At 61.5% G+C, this 21,788-nt stretch carries 23 protein-coding genes and 1 tRNA gene; 10 read left to right on the top strand and 14 right to left on the bottom strand.

The window, feature by feature from the left end; translation table 11 throughout:
* Nucleotides 1-46 precede the first annotated feature (46 nt).
* The 4 genes from LIW09_RS08950 to LIW09_RS08935 all read right to left on the bottom strand — a co-directional run bounded on the left by LIW09_RS08950 (nt 47) and on the right by LIW09_RS08935 (nt 5,177).
* Nucleotides 47-286 carry a hypothetical protein gene (locus tag LIW09_RS08950; RefSeq protein WP_256645305.1) on the bottom strand — a complete coding sequence of 80 codons (240 nt, stop codon included), beginning with the start codon at nt 284-286 and terminating at the stop codon, nt 47-49.
* 2,756 nt (nt 287-3,042) lie between these two features.
* Nucleotides 3,043-3,231, bottom strand: a complete 189-nt coding sequence (locus tag LIW09_RS08945) for a hypothetical protein (RefSeq protein WP_256645304.1) — start codon at nt 3,229-3,231, stop codon at nt 3,043-3,045.
* Nucleotides 3,224-3,499 (bottom strand): hypothetical protein, encoded by a 276-nt coding sequence (locus LIW09_RS08940; protein ID WP_256645303.1) that lies wholly within the window; start codon nt 3,497-3,499, stop codon nt 3,224-3,226. The genes LIW09_RS08945 and LIW09_RS08940 overlap by 8 nt, the downstream gene beginning before the upstream one ends.
* Before the next feature lie 703 nt (nt 3,500-4,202).
* Nucleotides 4,203-5,177, bottom strand: coding sequence for an SOS response-associated peptidase family protein (locus LIW09_RS08935; protein WP_256645302.1), 975 nt, complete (start codon nt 5,175-5,177; stop codon nt 4,203-4,205).
* Between the two features lie 385 nt (nt 5,178-5,562).
* On the opposite strand from LIW09_RS08935, the gene LIW09_RS08930 reads away from it, so the two are divergent.
* Entirely contained in the window at nt 5,563-5,703 is a 141-nt protein-coding gene (locus LIW09_RS08930; protein WP_256645301.1) for a hypothetical protein, read from the top strand.
* Nucleotides 5,704-5,896: 193 nt separating this feature from the next.
* Here LIW09_RS08930 and LIW09_RS08925 read toward each other — a convergent pair whose 3' ends face one another.
* Genes LIW09_RS08925 through LIW09_RS08915 form a run of 3 tightly spaced genes read right to left on the bottom strand, consistent with a single transcriptional unit; the run spans nt 5,897 to nt 7,253 of the window.
* Nucleotides 5,897-6,244, bottom strand: coding sequence for a hypothetical protein (locus LIW09_RS08925; protein WP_256645300.1), 348 nt, complete (start codon nt 6,242-6,244; stop codon nt 5,897-5,899).
* Complete coding sequence (locus LIW09_RS08920; RefSeq protein ID WP_256645299.1) at nt 6,241-6,543, bottom strand: hypothetical protein; 303 nt, start codon at nt 6,541-6,543, stop codon at nt 6,241-6,243. Before LIW09_RS08920 ends, LIW09_RS08925 begins: the two co-directional genes overlap by 4 nt.
* 14 nt (nt 6,544-6,557) lie before the next feature.
* Nucleotides 6,558-7,253 carry a hypothetical protein gene (locus LIW09_RS08915; RefSeq protein ID WP_256645298.1) on the bottom strand — a complete coding sequence of 232 codons (696 nt, stop codon included), beginning with the start codon at nt 7,251-7,253 and terminating at the stop codon, nt 6,558-6,560.
* Between the two features lie 531 nt (nt 7,254-7,784).
* Here LIW09_RS08915 and LIW09_RS08910 point away from each other — a divergent pair.
* From LIW09_RS08910 to LIW09_RS08885, 6 genes are all read left to right on the top strand, one after another.
* Nucleotides 7,785-8,252 carry a LexA family protein gene (locus LIW09_RS08910; RefSeq protein WP_256645297.1) on the top strand — a complete coding sequence of 156 codons (468 nt, stop codon included), beginning with the start codon at nt 7,785-7,787 and terminating at the stop codon, nt 8,250-8,252.
* A gap of 8 nt (nt 8,253-8,260) precedes the next feature.
* Nucleotides 8,261-9,592, top strand: a complete 1,332-nt coding sequence (locus tag LIW09_RS08905) for a Y-family DNA polymerase (protein WP_256645296.1) — start codon at nt 8,261-8,263, stop codon at nt 9,590-9,592.
* A 55-nt stretch (nt 9,593-9,647) separates the two neighbouring features.
* Nucleotides 9,648-10,166: a hypothetical protein gene (locus tag LIW09_RS08900; protein ID WP_256645295.1), complete on the top strand. Its 519-nt coding sequence runs from the start codon at nt 9,648-9,650 to the stop codon at nt 10,164-10,166.
* Nucleotides 10,163-10,600, top strand: a complete 438-nt coding sequence (locus tag LIW09_RS08895; RefSeq protein WP_256645294.1) for an SPFH domain-containing protein — start codon at nt 10,163-10,165, stop codon at nt 10,598-10,600. Before LIW09_RS08900 ends, LIW09_RS08895 begins: the two co-directional genes overlap by 4 nt.
* Nucleotides 10,601-10,885: 285 nt before the next feature.
* Nucleotides 10,886-11,134 carry a hypothetical protein gene (locus LIW09_RS08890; protein ID WP_256645293.1) on the top strand — a complete coding sequence of 83 codons (249 nt, stop codon included), beginning with the start codon at nt 10,886-10,888 and terminating at the stop codon, nt 11,132-11,134.
* A complete protein-coding gene (locus LIW09_RS08885) occupies nt 11,131-11,373 on the top strand; it encodes a hypothetical protein (protein WP_256645292.1) in 243 nt (80 codons plus the stop codon). Before LIW09_RS08890 ends, LIW09_RS08885 begins: the two co-directional genes overlap by 4 nt.
* Nucleotides 11,374-12,404: 1,031 nt before the next feature.
* Here the strand turns inward: LIW09_RS08885 and repC are convergent.
* The 4 genes from repC to rnd all read right to left on the bottom strand — a co-directional run bounded on the left by repC (nt 12,405) and on the right by rnd (nt 16,166).
* The gene (gene repC / locus LIW09_RS08880) at nt 12,405-13,244 is read right to left on the bottom strand and encodes a replication protein C, IncQ-type (RefSeq protein ID WP_425507879.1); all 840 of its coding nucleotides are present in this window, start codon (nt 13,242-13,244) and stop codon (nt 12,405-12,407) included.
* On the bottom strand, nt 13,231-14,166 hold the full coding sequence (locus LIW09_RS08875; protein WP_256645291.1) for a helicase RepA family protein: 936 nt from the start codon (nt 14,164-14,166) through the stop codon (nt 13,231-13,233). The genes repC and LIW09_RS08875 overlap by 14 nt, the downstream gene beginning before the upstream one ends.
* 790 nt (nt 14,167-14,956) lie before the next feature.
* A tRNA-Ala gene (locus LIW09_RS08870) sits at nt 14,957-15,032 on the bottom strand.
* A gap of 54 nt (nt 15,033-15,086) precedes the next feature.
* Nucleotides 15,087-16,166: a ribonuclease D gene (gene rnd / locus LIW09_RS08865; RefSeq protein WP_256645290.1), complete on the bottom strand. Its 1,080-nt coding sequence runs from the start codon at nt 16,164-16,166 to the stop codon at nt 15,087-15,089.
* 92 nt (nt 16,167-16,258) lie between these two features.
* On the opposite strand from rnd, the gene LIW09_RS08860 reads away from it, so the two are divergent.
* Together LIW09_RS08860 and LIW09_RS08855 are read left to right on the top strand one after the other, a co-directional pair.
* Nucleotides 16,259-18,115, top strand: a complete 1,857-nt coding sequence (locus LIW09_RS08860) for a formylglycine-generating enzyme family protein (RefSeq protein ID WP_256645289.1) — start codon at nt 16,259-16,261, stop codon at nt 18,113-18,115.
* A 49-nt stretch (nt 18,116-18,164) separates the two neighbouring features.
* A complete protein-coding gene (locus tag LIW09_RS08855; RefSeq protein WP_256645288.1) occupies nt 18,165-19,052 on the top strand; it encodes a M48 family metallopeptidase in 888 nt (295 codons plus the stop codon).
* A 59-nt stretch (nt 19,053-19,111) separates the two neighbouring features.
* Here the strand turns inward: LIW09_RS08855 and phaR are convergent, their stop codons facing one another.
* On the bottom strand, nt 19,112-19,600 hold the full coding sequence (phaR, locus tag LIW09_RS08850) for a polyhydroxyalkanoate synthesis repressor PhaR (protein ID WP_256645287.1): 489 nt from the start codon (nt 19,598-19,600) through the stop codon (nt 19,112-19,114).
* A gap of 115 nt (nt 19,601-19,715) precedes the next feature.
* Between phaR and LIW09_RS08845 the strand changes: the two genes are divergently transcribed.
* A complete protein-coding gene (locus LIW09_RS08845; RefSeq protein WP_256645286.1) occupies nt 19,716-20,510 on the top strand; it encodes a tRNA threonylcarbamoyladenosine dehydratase in 795 nt (264 codons plus the stop codon).
* Between the two features lie 124 nt (nt 20,511-20,634).
* Here the strand turns inward: LIW09_RS08845 and LIW09_RS08840 are convergent, their stop codons facing one another.
* Both LIW09_RS08840 and LIW09_RS08835 read right to left on the bottom strand, forming a co-directional pair.
* A complete protein-coding gene (locus LIW09_RS08840) occupies nt 20,635-21,447 on the bottom strand; it encodes a TatD family hydrolase (RefSeq protein WP_256645285.1) in 813 nt (270 codons plus the stop codon).
* On the bottom strand, nt 21,407-21,631 hold the full coding sequence (locus tag LIW09_RS08835; protein ID WP_256645284.1) for a DUF6116 family protein: 225 nt from the start codon (nt 21,629-21,631) through the stop codon (nt 21,407-21,409). The genes LIW09_RS08840 and LIW09_RS08835 overlap by 41 nt, the downstream gene beginning before the upstream one ends.
* Nucleotides 21,632-21,788: the final 157 nt, after the last annotated feature.

Genomic DNA, 21,788 nt, shown 5'->3' with positions numbered 1-21,788 from the left:
TGTATCGAAACATCCCCCCTTCCGAAGAAGGGGGGTATTGATCGGGTCAGTTGTGCATAGGTAGCAGACCTTCAGCTTCCAATTCCGAGGCAACAGCCGAAACGTCCTGCGCCCACTCGCCAACGCGAGTGAGTGCCTCCGGAATGGTGTACCCAAGCCTCGTGAGCCAGTCACATCGATTACAGACCAGTGCAGCAACCAAGGTCTCGCTCGTCGACATCACGGACATAGCCTCCCAGCCGCCCAAGGCGGCAGCTCTGCATTTTTCCAACATCTGCTTGTTCATCTCCACCTCCAATAGTTGAGAAAAATTCAACGGGCACAGCCCGAGAACGACCCGAATGGGCCGGAGTGATTGCCGTCGTTGCTTAGGCTTCAGAAGCCGGCCAGATGCCGGCGTTTCGAGTGTCACGACGCGGGGGCCAACCCGCGCCTCAAAGCCACACCTCGGTGCCAACCATGGGTGTGGCGTCATCGCCAATTGCCGTTGCCATGCTGCCGTCAGCTTTCGTACCCATTCCCGGAGGAACGGTTCAATTTGGGACCGTTTGACTCAGCCCCGCCTTGACTCCTACTCACCGACTCTCCCGCGCTTGCGCCTCCCCGGTGCCACCCGGATCCAAGGCCGTCAGCGCATCCCACGTTAGATTCCACCTACTGCGCATGATTAGCGGTCAGCTCCACGTGTCAGCGTGCCGTCTTACCGGCCTCACCATTTCAGGGTTTCGGGGGCAAAATCTTCCAAAAACGCTCCCTTACCGCTGCCACGCTTCATCGCTTCATCAAGTCCACCGCATCACAAGCTCACCACACCGACCTGCCCGGGACGCACCCCGTTGCGGACTAGCGTTAGACGTTTGAGCTATCCATCGACCCCGCTGAGCTTGCGCCCTGCAGGTGCCGGTACATCCAGGTTTCCCCTCAGTACCCTGTCCGATTTCGCGGACCTCAGAAGCCATCGTCTGGTGCAAGCGTTCGACCCTATCGAGCCGCCCGCCGGTGGGACTTTCACCCACTTTCGGCGGAACCAGGCCATCGGGACATTTCCTCCCCGATGCCGTTTCCGTGTCGCCCAAAACTTGGCCCGTTGCAGGCCACTTCGGCGACCAGATAGCCGGTCGCCGGGATTGGGTCGAAGAAGGGAGTTGCACCCTCCAGCGCCCGTTGCAGCTGGACGAGCCCTATTAGAGGCATCCAGCCACAGCAGCACTTCCCGGGTTGGCGACCCGTGAAGCTGGCAACGGCAGGGGGCTTGGCCGCCCCGGTGTTACTTGTCCGGGGTGGCGGCCCCATGGCGATGACAACTTGAATTGCACGACGGTCGCGATGGGTGCGGTTGCAGGTTAAACGTGCAACCGAAATGAAAGTCGGGGGAGCGGCTCGCTCTCATGGCTGGTGGCCAAAGGCTGGGCTGACTCACTACGCAGTGAGTCATACCTACGCATGCTCAGTCATACCTACGCATGCTCAGTCATACCTGCGCATGCTCAGTCATACCTGCGCATGCTTAGGTCAGACTTCGCATTCGGCACCATTTGATTGCCGATTGCATGCTCACTACGTAGTACTACGCACTACTACACAGTAGTACGTAGTACTACGTAGTGGCTCGGCGTTACGTGCAGCTCGGGAGTCTGCCCGGAGCAGAGTCCAGAGCCGAAGCAGGAAGATTAATTTTGTTCTGTGCCCACTTTTCGGTACAAGAGATACAACGTCCTTTTTGTTGTGTCTCATGATCCAAAGACTTCCCCCTACGCTCATCGCCCTACGAACTGAACAAACCGTGGTAGCGGGGTGGCGCAACCCAGCGCTACAGCGTATTTCGGACACCCTAAGGTCTGGTCTGACCTGGTACACAGCCGGAACTCTCCCGCTGGACAAGGCAGCCAAGCTTGTCGCCAAGCTCCAGTCCGCATTCCCTGAACTAGCGAGGAATCGCAACTTCGCCTCGCGTCTCAAGGCCAAAGGCCTTCCGAGGTACAAGCTCATCATGTTCGCCAACAGACCCGGGGACACAGCGCTCTTCTGGCTCTTGACCGACCAGCCGATTGACCCACGAGAACGTTGGCTGGATGCGACACGCTGCGAGAGTCGACTTACTTGCTACCAATGGGAGGCAGTGCGTCGGACAAAGAAGGGCGTTTCCACCCCAGTCTGGACCTGGGCGATGACCGCGGAGGCGCTAGCAGCCGCCAAGGCAGAGTTAAGGATGGTCATTCGGAAAGGCCCCGTCGAGCGAGCCGTTGCCATTGGGCGCGAGTCTGCAACTTGGCCTGGATTTTCAGCAGTCCGACGACAACGGCTGGCTCTCGCCTATCTCTACGCGGGAGAGTGGCGCCGATTTCGTAAGGGCGAGCCTCCGGAGTGGCCCCGCCTTAGGTTTGTGCAAAGATTGAGGACGCGTTGATACTCGGCAGGAATGTAAATCCTCGAAAAACCTCATCTTTGTATGACAATTTGTATGTCATTTTGTATTACAACAAGTGAGGGAATCAGCGGTAGTGCCTGCGGTTTCCGACCCATCCCAGCCGCCCACTGGACCGATCCACGTTCCGTAGACACTCAGCCGCCACTCTGCTGGTAGCGTCTCTCGACCTCTACGGGTGGCCGGCCGCCACAGATTTATGCCGGTTTCGCCGGGCTGACGACCACAAATTTGTGGCATAGCGCAGTGATCCGCGCCACGCCTTAACATCAGTGTGTAGTGGTGCGCACTGCGCATACCAGTATGTAGCAGTGCGTACTACTACATACTGCGCATGCCAGTGTGTAGTAGTGCGTACTACTACATACTGCGCATGCCAGTGTGTAGTAGTGCGTACTACCACACACTCGCATACCTGCAGCGATGCTGTATCACGTTACGCATGTAACGTCCGGGATCTGAAACAGAAGAATTATCGTAATTCGGCGGGCACCGGCAGCTTCGCCAGGTCAACTAGTGCTCGAAGCCGGCCAGCAATGCCCCGTGACCCGCATTCACGTACAGCGCTAGCGGCACCAGCGCAGCGATGACTGCCTTGCCGAACCAGACGAAGCCGCTCATTGCGGCCCGCCCGCCTCTCGCAGCGCCTCGCGGACGGCTGCGACCATGCGAGCATGCTCGGCTTCGCGCTCCGCCTCACGGGCTGCGCGGCATCGGGCAGCCTCCGCCTTGGCTTGCCCTTTCAGGTACAGCCCGGCAACCAGTGTGATCACCAACAGTCCAGCCATTCTGAGGTAATCAATCATCTACCGCCCCCTGTCGCTGCGCCGCTACCTTTTTGGCTAGCTCGACTCGGATCAGCGCGTCGCTGCGCACTTTCAGCCGAGCCGCTTCTTCGGGAGGAAAGCCCAAGTCCAGGAACACGTTGCCATCAGCCGGTGTTACATCCCGCGTCCCCACATCGGCTGCGAGGTGCCGGCGATCCCATGCACGAATTATCAGAAACACGCCCACAAGTACCGGTCCGCCCACGGCGCCCAGCGCAATGAAGGTGAGAAAGCTCGGATCGCTCATTCGTCAGCATCCAAGACAACTGCCACAAGAGCTACGGCGACCATCGCCCACATGCTGAAGATGCCAAGTGCGGCGAAGACGTTTGAGCTCATACGCATAGGGTAGCGCTAAACCAAAGAAGAATACGCGTGGCCTCACGGCCGCAAAAATAGAGTCGGATAGGTGTTTCCGCCGTTGGCGTCAATGATCGCCAGCGCTGCAGCACGCTCTCCCTACTGGCCGCGCCGCCACGGCTGGGGAGGAGACCCCGATGACTGAATCGGAATAGTCTGACCCGGCTCTTCGGGGTTTCCCGATAGAGGAGCCTAGATGGGGGGCGTAGTCTGGCACCTGTCGGCAACGCATGGGACCAGCCCCCCCGGCCAGGACATCCACCCGTTGCGGGCCCCGTCTGGGAAGACGGGGCTGCCGGCCGCGCTACCTGATGTCAAAATTCGATCCGGTAGGTTCCAGGCCCGAGCTAGCGCCACTTCCGCTTATAGACAGGGCTGGCACTGTTCTAACGGAACCGCCCAGCCTCGATCATCTGCTTCGGCCAACAGTTCCGTGTACGCCTCGCGCAGCTCAGGTGAGACGCCATCGGCCCACGCATGTGAGGCCAGGTCTCCCGCGAATTCGTCCCAACCGGTCCAAAAGTCGGCATGGGAAGTCGATTTATTCGTACGTGCCACGTAGTCGAACAGCGCCTGAAGCCGTGGATCAATCATGCGGCCTCCTGGACCAGTTCGTAGTACGGATGGCGCTTGTCGTCGAAGATGGCGAACAGCTCTTCGTCTGAGCGACCGTGAGGCGTCAGCCACGCGATTGCATGCTCTGGCTTGATGTTGATCACGGTGCGGTCGTGGCCCTGCGCGGCCACTTCGGGTTCAGGCTCGTCGGTGATAGCGGCGAACGACCATAGATCAGGCTCTTTCCCAACGGGATCAGTCCAGTGGGAGTACAGGCATGCGATTAACATCGTCTCGCCGGTTCTGGGCTGGAAGTGGATCTCCTTCGACCCACCACGCCCGTCGTCAACGTTCTCGTAGAAGGTTTCGGCGAGCATGAGGGCGTGGGTACGTCCGAACTGCGGGCGCCAGAACTTCTGAAGATTGTCCCTTCGGGCGTTGTACTTGCCCGACACCTGCCCCGTCTTCGTGTAATCGGTCCTAGGATCCATGCCTTGGGGCCGACACAGGTAGCGCATTGGTCGAACGATGGGCTTGCCGTCCTCCACCAAGAGGACCGGGGCATACCACAGTGGGAAGATGCGATCGTCTTGCGTCGGCCTGTGGCTCGTGCGCTTGGCGTCGGCAATCCAGCGCTCCATCTGCAGGATCTTGTTGGTAGCGATCCGTTGTTCGTTGGCCGCGGTCTTCGTCGGCTTGGTGGCCAGCTTGGCCTCGGCCGCAGCCAACCGTGCCCGCTGCTTTTCCAGCTCGGTCTCACTTTCTCCCAACTTACGGCCGTTCCAGGTGGCGACCAGATCCTGGATCGATCGCTCCAACTCGGTCTTGGGGCGCAGGAAGTTCAGATCCATCCCTTTGGGGATCTTGGTGCCGTCCGACAGCTTGTTTCGGACCCGATACCGCTCTTCCCGGCCTAAGTACAACTCCCAGAACGCTTTGATGTCGATGTCGGCACCGAACCGTTTCACGTAGCCGTCGTAGAGGGTCCAGGCTTCTGCGCTGTAGCACATGCAATCGGCCTCCAATCGATGAGAGTTGGGGCGGGTTCGGGCGCGAGCCGCCACGCGTTGTGAGACAACGACGGCAACTCGAAGAGCCTATAACACCCGCGTGATGATCGTCCGGCAGAAGCTTTCGAGCACACGAGGTCTTCTATCGACCCATTGCAGACGTTCGCACTAACTGAAACGAAAAGGCCGCAGCAATGCGGGCCTTGTGCATCATCGGCTTGGGTTAATTGTCCCTGACACCTTTTTTGACACCTTATTTTCGCGGAAAGCCGACTGCGTGAGCGGGTGGAACCCGGTGCGCCGCCTCCTGTCCCATGCGGGCAGCCCGGATCGCCCCGGCCTGTAAGTCGCGCGGCGATGCCGGTACTTCTGGGACACCGTGCCGATGCTGGCCCGTGACGCCAAGCGCATCGAGGACGTGGACACCACAGGGCCGGACCACGGGGCCGACGCCATCCGCTATGGGTGCTTGCGGCAGGAGCTGGCCGCAGGGATCAAGCTGGTGCGGGAGCGGTGGTGGGTGTAACGCTCAATTGCCGCGGTAGCGCGCAGCCTCTCGCCAGCTCGCCACAGCTTGGGTTTGCGTTCGCCCTTTTACCTCAATGCGGTGCCCCTCATAGTCCCCGACTGCGATCCAAACGGTCTTGGACTTCTGATACACCGAGATCTCGTAGGTCTTGCTCCAAACACTAACCGTGAGACTCATCACCACGCTCCTTCTAAGAGGTCACATTGCGCCAGCGCAACTTGACGTTGCCTTCCAGTACCAGCCCGCGCAACGTCGCTGATTGATTAGGCCGAGAAAACAGGATGCGTGCCTCGCGGTACTCCTTGTCGCCATCCAGCAGTCGTGCGGACCCGAAGGCAACTGCATCCTTCTGCCCAGCAGTGCGATAGGTCAGCTCTCGATGAATGTAGTCAACATCGAAAAGCGCGCTGCCGCCACCCGGCAGGTAGTCAAGCAAGACCAACGAGAATGATTGCCCAGCCTTCCATTCCGCCACCTCATCTGCGGTCAGGGAAGGCATCTCACGGAATTGTTCGCTGACGGGAGAGAGTTCCATCATTCGGTTCGACTCTGGTGAGCGCGGAGCCATGCGCCAGCGATGTTGTGGCCTTCCTCTGAATATCGGTCGCCAATCTCCACGATCAACTTGGTGTCGCCATTGAGAAGACCGAAACCCATCTCCCAAGGGACTGTGTTGGACGTGAATACATATCCGACCACACCACTGCCGTCCCGGTTCGCATTGAGGAATGCCCGCTTGTAGTCCCCATCCGAATGGTAGGCGACTGCCTTCTCAATCTCCGCGTGTTCCTTCTGCGGCACAGGGAGGAAGAAGATCGCAATGTACTTCCGGGTCATGGCGGCCTCCGCACTTATCGAAAGATCACAGCAGCAGCCATCAGTGCGACTAGTACAACCACCCAGCCTAGTCGAGAATTGACCTGCTGGATGGACTTCGTCGCTGCGAGAAGAGCTTGAAGTTCAGGGCTTTCGGGAGTGGACGGCGCAACAGCAAACTCTTCGCTTTCGTCGTGCTCGGTCACTGGCAGCTTCACAAGGCTGGCGACAATCTCAAGCTTGTTGATTGGCGCGTTCTTGTGCGCCTTGACGTCCCAAACCCTGGCGCTGCCGTCCGGCTCCCATCCGTAGTTCATGCCAGAGGCGTGCAATCGGAAGCTGCTCGGCAGGCGACCTGCAAGTGCCATGTCCCGGAGCAACGCAAACGTTTCGGAATCGACGTTGGCCCACGCATGGCAGGCTTCCGGAGAGTCATCTATGTCGTCGTGCTTGGAATGCCACTCTTCGTAATAGTTGATCATTCCAGCTGCGTTGTGCAGCCTGGTGAACTCGTTGCCGGACCCATTCTCGTAGAGCGTTAGCGTCCAGAGAACGTTTGTCAGCTTTCTGTCGTCAGGCGTGCGCACCTCATCGTCCAGCAGGCGCAGGCGCATCGTGAGTGAGCTTGGCAACGACGTTGCGGGATCGCGGGTGCGCGCAATCTCCAATGAGCAACTGATGGGCGCGACGTCAAGAATGACTGGCCCCGGCAACTCTTCCTTGCTCTCCACCAGCTCCCCCTGCGGACTCGTGATCGAAGTCGCAGTGTAGCGATGGCCTTGTCTCAGTCCCAGCGACTTTTTCCGCCTCTCGCGCACTTCCGGGCGTCCCGGCCTCGCCGGTCGCCCCGGCGCGCTTCCCTGAGCCGCCGCGCCCGGGAGCCGGGGGAAAGTTTCCGAACCGTTTCCGAAGTCCGAAAAACGAAGGGCCGCTTTCGCGCCCCATCGTCGTAACGCATTGAATCAACTTCGGTTTTTAGTGGCGTCCCCACGGGGATTCGAACCCCGGTCGCTACCGTGAAAGAGTGGCTCCGGAGAGCGGTCAACCAGAGTCCGCTCCTGGCCGGCTGGCGCCGTACGGCTGGGTGCGGGGGCCATCGCCTTTCTGGGCCACAGCTTGGCAACGCCCCTGTTCAGCAACAGGCGTTAGTATTTTTACTACCTGCGGGGCTATCCTGTCTCCCCGGTGCGCGCGCGCCCAGCATTCCAGCAAAGGGGCTGCGATCTCATCGGGTGAGTCACCGACCCCTGAAGCTCGCCTCCATGTTGATCCCCGTCTCTTCTCGCCCCCTTCCCACCCCTCCCACGTTGCTGGGCCCGGTGCCATCGCTCGCCGCCCCAGCCCTGCCGCTGATGCTTGCGCGCGCAGCTTGCGGGTTCCCCAGCCCAGCCGAAGACTTCTTCCAGGAAGAGGACCGGCTGGACCTCAACGAGCGCCTGATCGCCAACCCTCCGGCCACCTTCCTCATGAAGGCAGACTGTGGCGGCTCGATGGTCGACTACGGAATCCAGGACGGTGACCTGCTCGTTGTCGACCGGTCCGTTTCCCCGCGCCCAGGTCACACGGTGGTGGCGCTGTGGGAAGGGGGCTTCGTGTGCAAGAAGCTCTATGTGCGCGGCAACAGGATCGTGCTGGCTTCAAGCGCTGGCTACCCGCCCATCATCGTCCCCGAGGACATCGAACTCGAGATCTGGGGCGTGGTGCGGAGCAATATCCACTTCCACCTCTGAGCCCGGCCATGGTGTCGCGCCCTTCAGAGATTGAACCTCCGCGCTTTGGCTTGATCGACGGAAACACGTTCTACGTGTCCTGCGAGCGGGTGTTCGATCCACGATTGCGTGGCAAGCCCACGGTCGTGCTGGGCAACGGGGATGGTTGTTGCATCGCCCTGTCCCCGGAGGCCAAGGCGCTGGGCTTGAAGATCGGCGTGCCCATCTTCCAGGTGCCGAAGGACATCCGCACCCAGGTCCAGGTGCGCTCTGCCAACTTCGCGCTGTATGGGGATCTGTCGGCCAGGATCGTGTCGATCCTGCATGACCTGTTTCCGCGGGTCGAGGTGTACTCGATCGACGAGAACTTCGTGGATGTGGCGGGCATGAAAAATCCAGTGGGTGCCGCGCTGGAAGCGCGCGAACGGATCCTGAAGTGGATTGGTATCCCTTGCTGTGCTGGTCTCGGTGCGACCAGAACCTTGGCGAAAGCCGGCAACAAGCTGGCGAAGGATCAATCCAAGCGCGCGGTCAATGCCGGTGCGCTGTCAGTGTTCCATGCCACTCCACACAAACTGGACGCCTTGGCAGTCGAGGACGTATGGGGTGTTGGGCGACGCTACGCCGCCCGCCTGAACGCCGAAGGGGTGAAGACCGCCGCAGACCTCGCCGCGCTCGCTGCTGACCATGTCCGTGCCAGCTATGGCGTGGTACTGGCGCGCACGCACTTGGAACTTCGTGGCGTGCCCTGTGGTGATCTGGAACTGGAGGAGCCGGATCGCAAGCAGTTGGTGGTGAGCCGTACATTCGGAAGAGACGTGGGGGACCCGATGGAGGCCTTGGCGACTTTTGCCACGGTTGCCTGCGAGAAGCTGCGCAAACGCGGCCTGGCCGCCGGCGCGCTATGGGTGTGGCTGGACGGCAACCCGTTCAAAGGTGATAACTTCCATGCAAGCCGTGCAGCGCCCTTCCCCTTTTCAACCCAAGACACTGCCGAGGTGTTGCGTGCCGTGCGATTCCTTGCCATGTCCATCATGCGCGAGGCAGGCAAAAGCCGTGGCGTTCAAGCATACAAGCGCGGCGGCGTAGGCCTGACGGACCTCGTCAGGGCCGAGGACCGGCAAGCGGATCTGTTCTTCAGGCCCAACGAAAAGGCCGAAAGACGCATGGAAGTGCTGGACAAGATCAACGCCAAGTTCGGCCGCGGCACCGTAGGCGTTGGCAACGCAGGCTGGCACGTAGGAGGCGCGATGGCTAGCGAGCGGCGTATGGGGTCAAAGGATGCCCAGTGGCGTCCAACGTTGCAGGCCTTGTCGCCCAGCTACACCACAAAGTGGGCGGACTTGTTGCGGGTGGGGTAGTTGTCCGCAACTCTGGGAGCGGACCAAAGAGCTGCTGCGCCTTATCCGCGCATGCGTGTGCGATGCCACCTATCCCGGCCTGGCTACAGGCCGAAAAACCGCAACTTTGTATTACAAATTGTCATACAACACCGAGGGAATCAGCGGTGTCTGGCTCAAATTTGGAAATGCCTTTCTGGCCTGCTACAAGTTTATGAGGCGCTTTCGAGCAACAGATACGATGACCCCCACACAAACAAGTAAGAAAGGGCCTAAGGCCGCCACTGCAGCCACTGAGAGCACCCCTGCAGAGTCGGTTTGGGCGTCGCTGGCCTACGCCGCATACTACGTATCGAAGATAGCCGTAAGTGCTACGGCCCTGTTCCTGCTCGTGGCCGGGATCCTGTGGCTGACGTTGCAGTTGGCGACGCTCTTTTTGCCCAAGGGCTCAGCGCCGGGGTTCAGCATCCTCAGCTCTGCGGTGCTGATCGGCGGGGCACTCTTGTTCCTGAAGCGACGCAATGACGCTAGACACCTAACCAAAAAGCCGCAATCGAAGATCCAACAATGCCGCAAAAAGGGAAGCAATCAATGAGTCGAGAAAGCAGTTCAGTCTGGGAGATTCTAGTGCTCTTCGCACTTGGATCTTTCCTGCTTCTGGGGGGAGTCGGCGGCTGCATGTGGGGCCTGCCGAAGTACAAGGTCTACAAACAGGAGATGGCCGGTCGTGCCGTTCTCGCAGAGGCTGAAAGCAGTCGCCAAGTAGCGATTCTTGAGGCCAAGGCGAAGCGAGAGGCTGCAATCTCGCTAGCGGCGGCAGAGGTCGAACGCGCGAAGGGTGTTGCGGCTGCAAACAAGATCATCGGCGACTCGCTGCACAACAACGAGGACTACCTGCGCTACCTGTTCGTGAACGGGTTGGAACACACCAGCAACCAGGTGATCTATGTCCCCACAGAAGCCAACCTTCCGATTTTGGAGGCGTCACGCAAGGTGCCGGCACCAACCTATCAACCTGTTGTGAAGTGAGGTCTATCGGCGGGAGCGAGCTATATGAACGACCTGAGTTTTTTGCATTCGTCGCGATCGCTGCCGGCGGCCTCCTGGTGCTTGGACTCCTCGCCTTCGCGATCCGCAACTGCGGTCGCCAGCATCGCTGGGTTGATGTCGGCACGACCCAGCTCAGAGCAGTCGCGGGAAGGTGGTTCTCGACTTGGGTTTCCCTCCTGAGGAGGCGGCCCGCTTGAAAGCCGGTTCTGCTCGAAAAATAGTCCAAGCACGGGACGCCTGCGATGTGGCCAAGGTGAGAGGCAAATGATTGATTACATCGTCCTAACGATCATTCTGATCGGCGCCGTGATCGCCGGCTTGTGGCTGAAGCGCGCGGCTGTGCAGGAGCGTGATCGGCTGCGCGCGGTTCGCGAGGCTGAACGAGCAGCCGAGCATGCCCGCATGGTCGCCGCCGTGCGCGAGGCATTGCTGGATGTCGGTTACACCGCAACGGCGGCCGACGCCGACCGCGAGGTCGCGGCGGTGGCCGCCGGCGCGAAAGGGGGCGAATGAACGGGTTTATTGCCTACATTTTGGGCGCTACCGGCCTCTTGGCGCTCTTGTCTGTCTACGCTGACTACAGCTACCGTCGCGGGCGTGGCGAGCATGAGTCCCGCCAGGCGGCCCGCGCCGCTGAACTGCAGGCGCACTTCGCGGTCGCGCTGCGCAGGCTGCGCGACGGAGAGGCCCTGACCGACGCTGAAATCGAGTCGCTCGCGCGCGAGCTGGTGGCTCACTCAACAACACACTGATTCAAAGTGTGCGCACTTACGAATACCTAGTGCGACAACCCCCCGTGTCGCACCTTCGCAGCGCAACATTCGATGAGTCCGCGGCATCCTTTGATATGACGCCTGGAGATAGGCGTGATCGTAGGAGGGGTTGTGCCCCTAGGTCGTGTCTCTCCAGCTGCTCAGCGATGCCACCCGTCCTCACCAGTACGGTTGCTGAGCTTCGTTCGTGGTTGCGAACAGGCTTGGCGATTGCTGCAAATCACAGCATCCTTTCTCGCCGCCAGGCTACTTCCGCTTATCGCCTGCGACTGTTGGGCTGAGCGAGGTTCGACGAACCCAGCCTACCAACGACAGGGAGAGTCTCCTTCGAGGGTTCCCCGAGGTCAAGTACTCGTGCACGTCACCCCCTTGGTTTCTTCAAGCGCCATGAACCCTGTTGCAGCCGAGTCCAGGGCGTCGGCTGGAGCGAGCGCAGCGAGTGAAGCCGACGCCCTGGACTCGGACACCCGAAGTGGCGTAGCCACGCAGGGGCGCACTTGCCACGAGATGCTTGTTGAATCAAGGAGGACGCCAGGAGAGCACGGCTCCGATAGGCCCCGCCAGATGATCTTGAAGATCATAGATCAGACCCACACCCCGCGAGGAGACGTCGCGCTGGCGCGCTATTGGAGACATGACGTGTTACCAAAAGTACGGAAAACGTTACCGTAAGTCCGGACATTGTTACCGTAAGTACGAACTGCTTAGGCTCAACTTCCAAGTGCCAATGACGGACTGCACAGCTAACGACGCGAGCCCCCCCCCGTCAGAGGACGTCTCCCGGGGTCCCTCGTTTGAGCTTACGGCCGCGGCCGTGAACTGGGACGCTATGAGGGACGCGGTCGCCGACTTTAACTCGTCATTTGGTTCTGCGATCCGGTCACCCCGCGGCAATGCGTAGAAATGAAAACAACTACTACCCACTACGCCACAGCCATCCCAAAGGCTCGGATCTGTCGCGGGTGAGCGACACCAGCACAACGACATCAGCCTGCTTAGAAACCAGAATTTTAACGCATGACTTTCCTTACTGACGGCCGCGAAATTTCCCATTTACCCGACACGTACTCATCCAACCCCCAGTCCAATCCCGCTAATTCGCTTAACGCCTTTCTCGTGATTCCTTTTCTCCGCCTTTTCGCTCCTGGGCTAGCATCCCATGGCCAGACGTAACCACATAAGGTGTCCATTTTGACAATTCCCTTCTCACCTGGATCTATCCAACCACAAAGACGTTGATGTATCAAACGCGCCGGATCGCTTCGCAGTTTTCGCACTTCTTTCATATCTATTCGTGTATATGGCTGCTCCCCCAATACGGCTGCAGTTATTCGAGGATTAAGCGCTACGCACAATCTCCCATCACTCTCATCAAAAGCGAAACTCAGCATCTTGCATGATGAAGTAATAGAATTCTTTTTAACTACTACTGTAACACCAGCCATGCGAGAGAGGCTTTCCTTGAGCGACCATTTGTTTTTTCCGCCATCGCTCATGCCAATCTCCGTTAATAATTTGCGAATGCGAATTTTCACCATTAAGACATTTTGCTTAAGCGCCTCCTCCGTTGCATCAAGGGAATCTCTTAGCCTGCGCGACAATTCAATCGTTGGATCGGGAGTCAAAACAATCCCTTCGGGGCCAGCGCTAGCTACGATTCCCTGCATGAATCGCGCATCATCCCCTCCGAGTGGCTCGAACCCAACAAAACGCATTTCCTCCTCTCCAAAGACGTGGATTATGTCTAGCTTCCTGAGCTTCCGTTCGCCAGCCTTCAAGCTGCAGAACAATCCATGGACTAAACAGTGCGCCCGGTCGTGCATCGCATGCGTCAGTTCATCCTTGCTCACGCCACGCCCCCTTTCGCCCGCTTGTCCCTTCCACCAGGTCAGCGGGCACTAGCACTCCGCCATCTATTCTTTCAAACCAACGGTCTGTGCACTTTGTGTCATGATTCTGTTTATTTACACCAAACTTTAGAAACGCAGCCCTTCCTTCAAATCCGATTTTCTCCAACCTGCCGGATTTTTTGCTTAGCCGCTTGGATTCCTCTTCGGACATTCTTGCAATGTACCCGCACCAACGAGCGTTATCGATTAGGGCTGAAGCTCCCCTAGCAGCCTGCTGACTTGAACTCCATCCATCCTGAACGCTGCCCTTACTTACGTGATGCAAATAGAGTACGGCCGCCCCAGTTTTTGCGGCCACCAATTCAAGTGAACCGACCACGCGAGCCATATCACCGTTATTATTTTCATCTTTACTGTGAATTCGGCTCAGGGTGTCAAAAATAACAAGGCGGGCCCCTAAGCATTGGCTAATCAAGTTCCCTAATTGCCCTTCCTTAGTCAGGTCGAGCCGCCTACCCAGTGCGAGCTCAATCGTTAAATTTTCTGAGATGGATTTCTTTGCGTGCTGAGGGAGGTGTCTGCCCATGGCATAGACCCTTTGAGCGACCGCAGGCGCGGGATCTTCTGCTGCAAAATAGAAGACTCGCCCACACTTATGGGGCCCGAGCCCTAAGATGTCCCCACCGGATGTACGACAAGCCACTGCCATAGCAGCTTGCAGTGCGAAGAAGCTTTTCCCCGCACCCCCCGGCGCAATTAATGCACCAACGGTTTCGCTTAAAAATCCAGGCCAAATGAAATCCGGTTTTGGCGGCTGTTTGGAGAATGCTGACCAAACGTCGAAGCTGCCCGCACTCCTGCATTCGCTTTCAGGCGGCGAGTAATTGTGCGAGTAAAGATGAGACCCTGGCACAGCACTCATACCTTCGCACCCATTTTGCGACGATGCTGCTCTACTTTAGTTGGGCGACCAGGACGTCGAGCCGGTGAATCATTGGCGATGGGCTGTAATGTCTGGACAGCGCTTTGCTCGAAGTTTTCAACGTCGACAAGGCGCCAAAGAAGACGATTGTTTCCCGGAAGTCGACATATCGGGGGGACAGAACGCGGCGCTCGACTCGCATCTGAGCGAATGGTTGCTACAGACTTGTGCCATCGCGCGGCCAAGTCATTTACTGTCAAAAAAACTTTTTCGTGCTGATTTATCGACATCACGGTTTAACCCCGTCTTGAGCCACGCCATAGCGCGACAGGACGGATGAGTCCGCGGTAGCTTCCCGTCATTCAAGTGGCGTTGCACCACGAACGGGAGCAGGGCATTGACCCTATAGCACGTGCTCTCCCACCGGTGTAGTTGGCCAGCCTCATCCTGACTGGGCCACACCTGCGGCTTGTGGTTGCAAGCCTGGACGGGCGATTGCCGCTGTGGCGGCATCCTTTCTTGACCGCTGGTTCCTACTCCGCTTGGAACCGGCGGCGGTCGGACTGGGCGAGGACTTGCGATCCTCTTTTTACCGACGCACACCCAAAGCTTAGCCGGTATCAACCTGTGCGGCAATTCGCAAAAACCCTGCTAAAGCCCGCTCAACAGTGCAACAGTGGACATCGGCCTTGCCACAAATCCGCCACAAGCAGCACGCATAACCATGCATCACAAAGCAAAACAGCGCCTTACGCTGCTGCACGTAAGACGCTGTATTTGCTTGGAAATATGGTGGAGCCAGGGAGGATCGAACTCCCGACCTCGTCATTGCGAACGACGCGCTCTCCCAGCTGAGCTATGGCCCCATGTAGGGAAGCGCGATTATACGGGCGCTGCCGGGCACTGCCAACTGGTTTCGTTCACAGCAGGGGGGAAAGGCGGGGCTCCAGTACCGCGCGCCGCCAACCTGCCAACGGGCCGGTCCAGCCGTTGCCGTCCTGCAGGCCTTCCAGCACGCGGCGCGAGGCCAGCACGCCTTCGGGCAACTGCAGGTCGGCGGCGGTGGCGGCGACGGCGTCCTGCAGCGCCCGCAGCTGCTTTTTGTCGCGGTCGTCGCCGCGTGCAAGCGGGGCGTCGGCTTCGTCGGGCAATGGGGTCGTCAGTGCTTCCCATACGGCATCGCGCAAGCCGCGCGGGGATTTGGCGGCGGCATCCAGCAGCGTCTGGAAGCTGCGCTGGTCGGTCGGGTGATGGCGGGCCAGCGTGGTGGCCAGTTCGTTGTCGAGGATCCAGCCGCGCGGGCGGTCGCTGCTGCGGGCTTGCGCTTCGCGCCAACGCAGCAGGCGCAGCAGGCGGCGCTGGCCCGCTGCGTCAAGGAACTGTGCGCTGCGCAGTGTCAGATGCGGCCAACGCTCGCCTTCGCCACTGGCGGCGTTGGTCAACTGGCGCACGCTGTCTTCGTCCAGCCACGCGGCGCGGCCAAGGGCTTCCAGACGCGCCCGCAGCTCGCGATGCAGGGCGTGCAGATGGTGTACATCGTCGGCGGCGTACTCCAGTTGCGATGCTGACAGGGGGCGCCGCAGCCAGTCCGAGCGGGTTTCGCCCTTGGCCAGCTCGACGCCGGTCACCGCCTGCACCAGTTTCTGGTAGCTCAGCCCGGCACCCAGGCCGCACAGCGCGGCTGCCGCCTGGGTATCGAACATGGGTGCCGGCAGCGTGGCGCAGGCGTGTTGGAATGCCACCAGATCTTCGCTGGGACTGTGCATCAGTTTGAGGATGGCGGGATCCGCCAGCAGGGGGGCCAGTGCTTGGCACATTCCGGGAACCAGCGGATCCACCAGCAGGATGTCGCTGTTGTCGCCGCCCAATGCGATCTGCACCAGCGCCAATTGCGGCCAGTAGGTGCGTTCGCGGATGAATTCCGTGTCCAGGCCAATGACGGCGGGCGGGTTTGCAAGGCGCGCACGCAGCGCGTCGGGGGTGTCGATCCAGTCTGTCATCCGCACATTATGCGGTTGCCGGGGTGCGGGACATGGCCTAACTTCATCCATCGGGTTGCTCGGCACGCGGCCGGTGTTCACGGAGTAGGGGTTTGCACGCACGCGCAGTACTCACGGCATTGGGCGCAGGGCTGGCGCTTGCGGGCTGCAAGCCGCAGGCGGCAGCGCCGCCTGCGCCGGTGCCGCCACCGCAGGTCCAGGCACCGTCCCCTGCCGGGCAGGCCGCATCGCAGGGGCGGGTCAGCATCCAGGGCGATGATGCGCTGGCGGATGTATTGAGCTGGTCGCTGCCCGCGGTGCATATCGACCGTCCCGCGCGCGCGCGCGCGGCCGCCGCGCGCGCGCTGGCGAACGGGGATCTGTTCGAAACGGCGCATTCGGCCGTGCCGCTGCTGCTTGCCCTGCAGGCGCTGCAACCCGGCAATGCGCAGGATGCACGCCTGCTGGAGCGGGCGCAGTTGGCGTTGTTGGCGCAGGCGCGCTCGGCGCTTGCAGCAGGCGATGATCTGGCGTCGCTGCGCTATGCGCAGCGCATGGGCAACGTGCTGCGCAGCCTGTGGCCGGCATTGCCGCAGGTGCAGTCGTATCTGGACGATGTCGATCGTGCCGGCAACGCGTTCGACCTTTGCGTGGCCGGGCAGCGTGCGCTGCAGGCGGGCAATCTGGATGCGCCCGGCGGCGCGTTGGCATTGTTCCGCAAGGCGCAGGCGTTGTGGCCGGCGCAGTCGCGCGCGGAGCAGGGGATTGCCGCAGTCGAGGCCGCGCTGATTGCGCAGGCGCAGTCACGCGCGGTGGCCGCCGATTTCAACGTGGCTTACGCGGTGCTGGCGCGCGCTGAACGCGTTCGCGCGGATCCGCAAACCATCCCCGCGGCGCGCATGCGAATCGAAACCACGCGGACCGATCTGCTGCGGCGAATGCGCGATGAGGGGTTGATGGCGCTGGGCGACGTCGCAGGCCTGCAGTTCGCCCGCGAGCGCCTGGCCGACATGCTGCGCATCGCAAGGCCGGGCGACGCGGCGGGTGCGGAATTGCGCCAGCGCATCGACTTGGTGAGCCACTACGGGCTGTTCCGCCCGGGTCAGGTGTTCACCGATGCCATGCCCGACGGCAGTCGCGGGCCATCGCTGGTCGTGCTTCCGCATGGGGTGTTCCACATGGGGGCGGCATCGGGCGAACCGGACGCCAGTGCCGATGAACAGCCGCAGCATCCGGTCAGATTCGAGCGCGGGATGGCGATGTCCCGGCATGAAATCACGGTGGGGCAGTTCCGCCGTTTCGTCGAGGCCAGCGGCTTCGTGCCGCGCGCGACCCAGCGCGGGCATTCGATGGCCTATGACGTGCGCAGCGGCAATTTCGTGCGCGGCAGCGGGATTGATTGGCGCTCCGGTTACGACGGCCGGCCGGCAGCTGCCGACATGCCGGTGGTCCACATCACTGCGCGTGACGCCGAGGCTTACGCGCAATGGTTGTCTGACCAGACCGGAGCCCATTACCGCCTGCCCAGCGAAGCCGAATTCGAATACGCCCTGCGTGCCGGTGGGCAGGGCTTGTATCCGTGGGGCAACGGCGCGCCGCCGGCGGGCGTGGGCAACCTGGCCGGTGGAAAGGATGTATCGCCACAGGGGCGGCGTTGGAACAACGCGTTTTCCGGCTATGCGGATGGTTGGTGGGGGCCTGCCCCGGTCGGCAGCTTTGCCGGCAATCGATTCGGATTGTTCGACATGGCCGGCAATGTCAGCGAATGGGTCGCGGATTGCTGGCACAGGGGCTATCGGCGTGCGCCGGCAAATGGCGCGGCCTGGGTGAATCCGGGATGCCGCACCCGCATGTATCGTGGGGGCGCATGGGCCAGCGCCCCGGTGCAGGTGCGCTCCGCTTGGCGCATGTCCGGCGGCGTGGACGTCACCAACGGGCGGGTAGGATTCAGGCTGGTGCGACAGCTGTGATTCGCGGGCATGCCGATGCGCGCGTGCGGTGCCAGACAAGGAGCGGGCAATGAACCAGAATCGAGTGGGGCAGCGGCGCGGTGGCTTGCGTTTGTGGGTGCTGCTGCTGTTTGCCGGGTACGCGGTTTGGTACTGGGTTTCCAATCGCAGCATCGACCCGGTGACCGGCGAGCCAGTGGTGATCGACAAGAACATCTCGACGGAACAGGAAAAGTCGCTGGGTCTGCAGGCCTACCAGCAGGTACTGCGACAGGAACAGCCGCTGCCTGCCAATGCGCCGGTGTCCAGGCAGGTGCGCGGCATCGCGGAGCGTCTGATTGCCAGTATCCCGCAGGTGACGGATGCGCTGGCGGCTGAGCACGGCCTGCAGGCCAACCACATTGAAAAATCCTTCGACTGGGCGGTGACGGTGTTGCAGTCCGATCAAGTCAATGCGTTTTGCTTGCCTGGCGGCAAGATTGCGGTCTATACCGGGCTGCTGCCGGTTGCGCAGAACCCCGATGCGATCGCCGTGGTGATGGGTCACGAGATCGCCCATGCGCTGTTACGGCACGGCGCGCAGCGGATGACCCGCGGCAAATTGGAGCAGCTGGGGCAGGTGGCGGGCGCTGCCAGCGGAATGGACTCCGGGACGCTGCAAAGCGTGATGTCGGCTTATGGTTATGGCAGCGCGCTGCCCTATGCACGCAAACAGGAAGTCCAGGCCGACGAACTCGGGCTGATGCTGGCCGCCTCGGCCTGCTTCGACCCGCAGGCATCGGTGCCGCTGTGGCAGCGCATGGATCAGACGTCGGCGGGCAATGCGCCGCCGGAATTCGCCTCCACCCATCCCAGTGCCGGCAGCCGCATCCAGGACCTGCAGCACTTGATGCCGAAAGCGTTGGCGTATCGGGCGAAGTTTTGCGGCGAAGCCGCCACCGCCGGCGGCATGCGCTGACGGCCTCTGCGCAAGCGCTGCCCGGCCTGCGGTTTGCCTGGTGATGCGCGTCGCCGGCGTCAGCGTGGTTTGCGCCGGGGCTTGTCGGGCTGCGCTGCAGGGGCACTGCCGAGGCCGTTGCCAAGGTTCTGCTGGAACTCTTTCCACAGCCCCATGTTGCGCTCGGTCAGCTGGTTGAGCATGGCCCAGGGCGTCTGCCCGAGCAGGCCGCCCATCTGCTGGCGGAACTGCTGCTGCTGCTCCAGGAACGTCTGCATCGAACGCTCAAGATAATTGCCCATGAAGCCCTGCAGCGAGTCACCGTAGAACCGGATCAACTGGCTCAGCAGCTGGGTGGACAGCATCGGCTGCCCGTCCTGCTCGTGCTCGGTGATGATTTGCAGCAGCACCTGCCGCGTCAAATCATCGCCGGTCTTGGCGTCGCGCACTTCGAACGTCTCGCCATCGACAATCAGCTGGCGCACGTCCTCGATCGTGATGTAGCTGGAAATCTCGGTGTCGTACAGGCGACGATTCGGGTATTTCTTGATGACGCGGATCGCAGACATTGAGCAGTGACTCTAAGCGGCGCTGGTTGCAGCATGGCGCAGCGCAACACGGCTTGCAACACGGCTTGCAACATGGCCTCGGGCGCGGCCGCTGGCGTGGCCCTAGACTATGCCGATGGAAACCAGTCTGAAGGATCGCTTCGGCGGCATCGACCGCCTGTACGGCAGCGGCGCATTGGCGCGCCTGTCCGGTTGCCACGTCACCGTGGTGGGTATCGGCGGCGTTGGCTCGTGGGCGGTGGAAGCGCTGGCGCGCAGCGGCGTGGGCAAGCTGACCCTGGTCGATGCGGACGATCTGTGCGTGTCCAATACCAACCGGCAGTTGCCGGCGCTGGAAGGGCAATACGGGCGCGCCAAGATCGAGGCGATGGCGGAGCGTTGCCGGGCCATCAATCCGTACATCGTGCTCGACCTGAAGCCGCAGTTCCTCACGCCGTCCAACCTGGACGACCTGCTGGGGACGCCAGTGGACCTGGTGCTGGACGCCTGCGACAGCTTCCGCAGCAAGGTCGAGATGATCGCCTGGTGCCGCCGCCGCAAGCAGCCGGTCATCACTGTCGGCTCCGCCGGCGGGCGCAGCGACGTCACCCAGATCCGCGTCCGCGACCTGTCGCGCACCGAGCATGACGCGATGCTGTCCCTGATCCGCAAGAAGCTGCGCGGCGAGTTCAACTTCCCGAAGAACCACGACCGCTACTTCGGCGTGCCGGCGGTGTATTCGCTGGAGAACGTGCGCTATCCGCAGGCCGACGGCAGCGTCTGCGGCGTGCGCCCGCAGCTGGGCAAGGACGAAGCGCTGAAGCTCGACTGCGGCGCGGGGCTGGGCGCGGCCACCCACGTGACCGGCGCGTTCGCGTTCGCCGCGGTGGGCAAGGCGATGGAGATGTTGTTGAAGCCGAAGCAGCTGTAGCCTGCATCCGGGAGTGGGCGGCCCGGTATCGCCAGCCGCTTAGGCGCCGCATCCGGCTACGATGCGCGGCCGCAGGCCATCCATGGCCTGCTCTGTCGATACCGGGCCGCCCACTCTAGGATGCTCATCGCCGTGCCAAGTCGAAAAGCCGCTGCGCGTTTTCGGTGGTCGTGGCAGCGAGCGCTTCGCGCGGCATGTCGCGCAGTCGCGCGACGACATCCAGCACTTCAGTCAGGTATGCCGGCTCGTTGCGCTCGCCGCGATGCGCCGCGCCGGGTTGATCCGGCGAGTCGGTTTCCAGCAGCAATTGCTCCAGCGGCAGGGTGGCGACGATGCCGCGCAGCCGGTTCGCACGTTCGTAGGTGACCGGGCCGCCGATGCCGAGCAGGAAGCCGAGCTTGTGCAACTGCGCGGCATGTTCGGCGCTGCCGGAAAAGCTGTGCACCACGCCGCGCAGGCCGCCGACCGCGCGGATCGCGGCGATGACCGCGTCCACGGCGCGCCGCGCATGCACGATCACCGGCAGGTCGAACTCGCGCGCCAGCCGCAGCTGGCCATCGAAGTACATCCGCTGCGCGTCGGCGTCCAGGCCGTCGACGAAGAAATCCAGCCCGCATTCACCCACTGCCACCGGGCGTTCGCGCTCGATCCAGCCATGCAGTTCGCGCAGATGCTCCGGCCGGTGTTCGGCCAGGTACATGGGATGCAGGCCGTAAGCGGCATGCAGGCCCGGGAATCGCGCGCAGACTGCTTTCAGTTTCGGCCAGCCGGCCACGCCCACGGCGGGCACGATCTGCACGTCGACGCCCGCCGCCAACGCGCGGGCATGCGCGGCGTCGAGGTCGGGATCGAACTCCGGCGCGTCGAAATGGCTGTGGCTGTCGACCAGCCGCACGTCAGCGCCGGACTTCGCCTTCGAGGGGCGGCTTGCCAGCATCGGGCTTCTTCTTCCAGCGCGACAACAGCAGCGTGCCCAGGCCCAGCAGGAGTTCGTCCACGAAGGGGATGAAGTCGGGCACGACGGCATCGAGCAGGAACAGCGCGGCGGTCAGCAGGAACAGGCGCGGGAAACTCAGTTTCCCGAACCAGCGCAGCAGTGGGGTGATCAGTAGATGGGTCATGCCGGAAAATTAGCATGCACGCTGCCTGAACATCGTTTGCATGAAACTGAACCCAGGGAATAGAAGCGCCGGCGTTGCTTGGCACGCATTCAGATTCAACGTGCTGCAATCAAGGTCGAAACAGGGGAATCCACCTCAACGTTGCGGGAGCAGGGTC

The organism is Thermomonas paludicola (assembly GCF_024498955.1).
GTDB classification, from domain to species: Bacteria; Pseudomonadota; Gammaproteobacteria; order Xanthomonadales; family Xanthomonadaceae; genus Thermomonas; species Thermomonas paludicola.
This window is presented reverse-complemented; position numbering and strand designations above follow the sequence as displayed.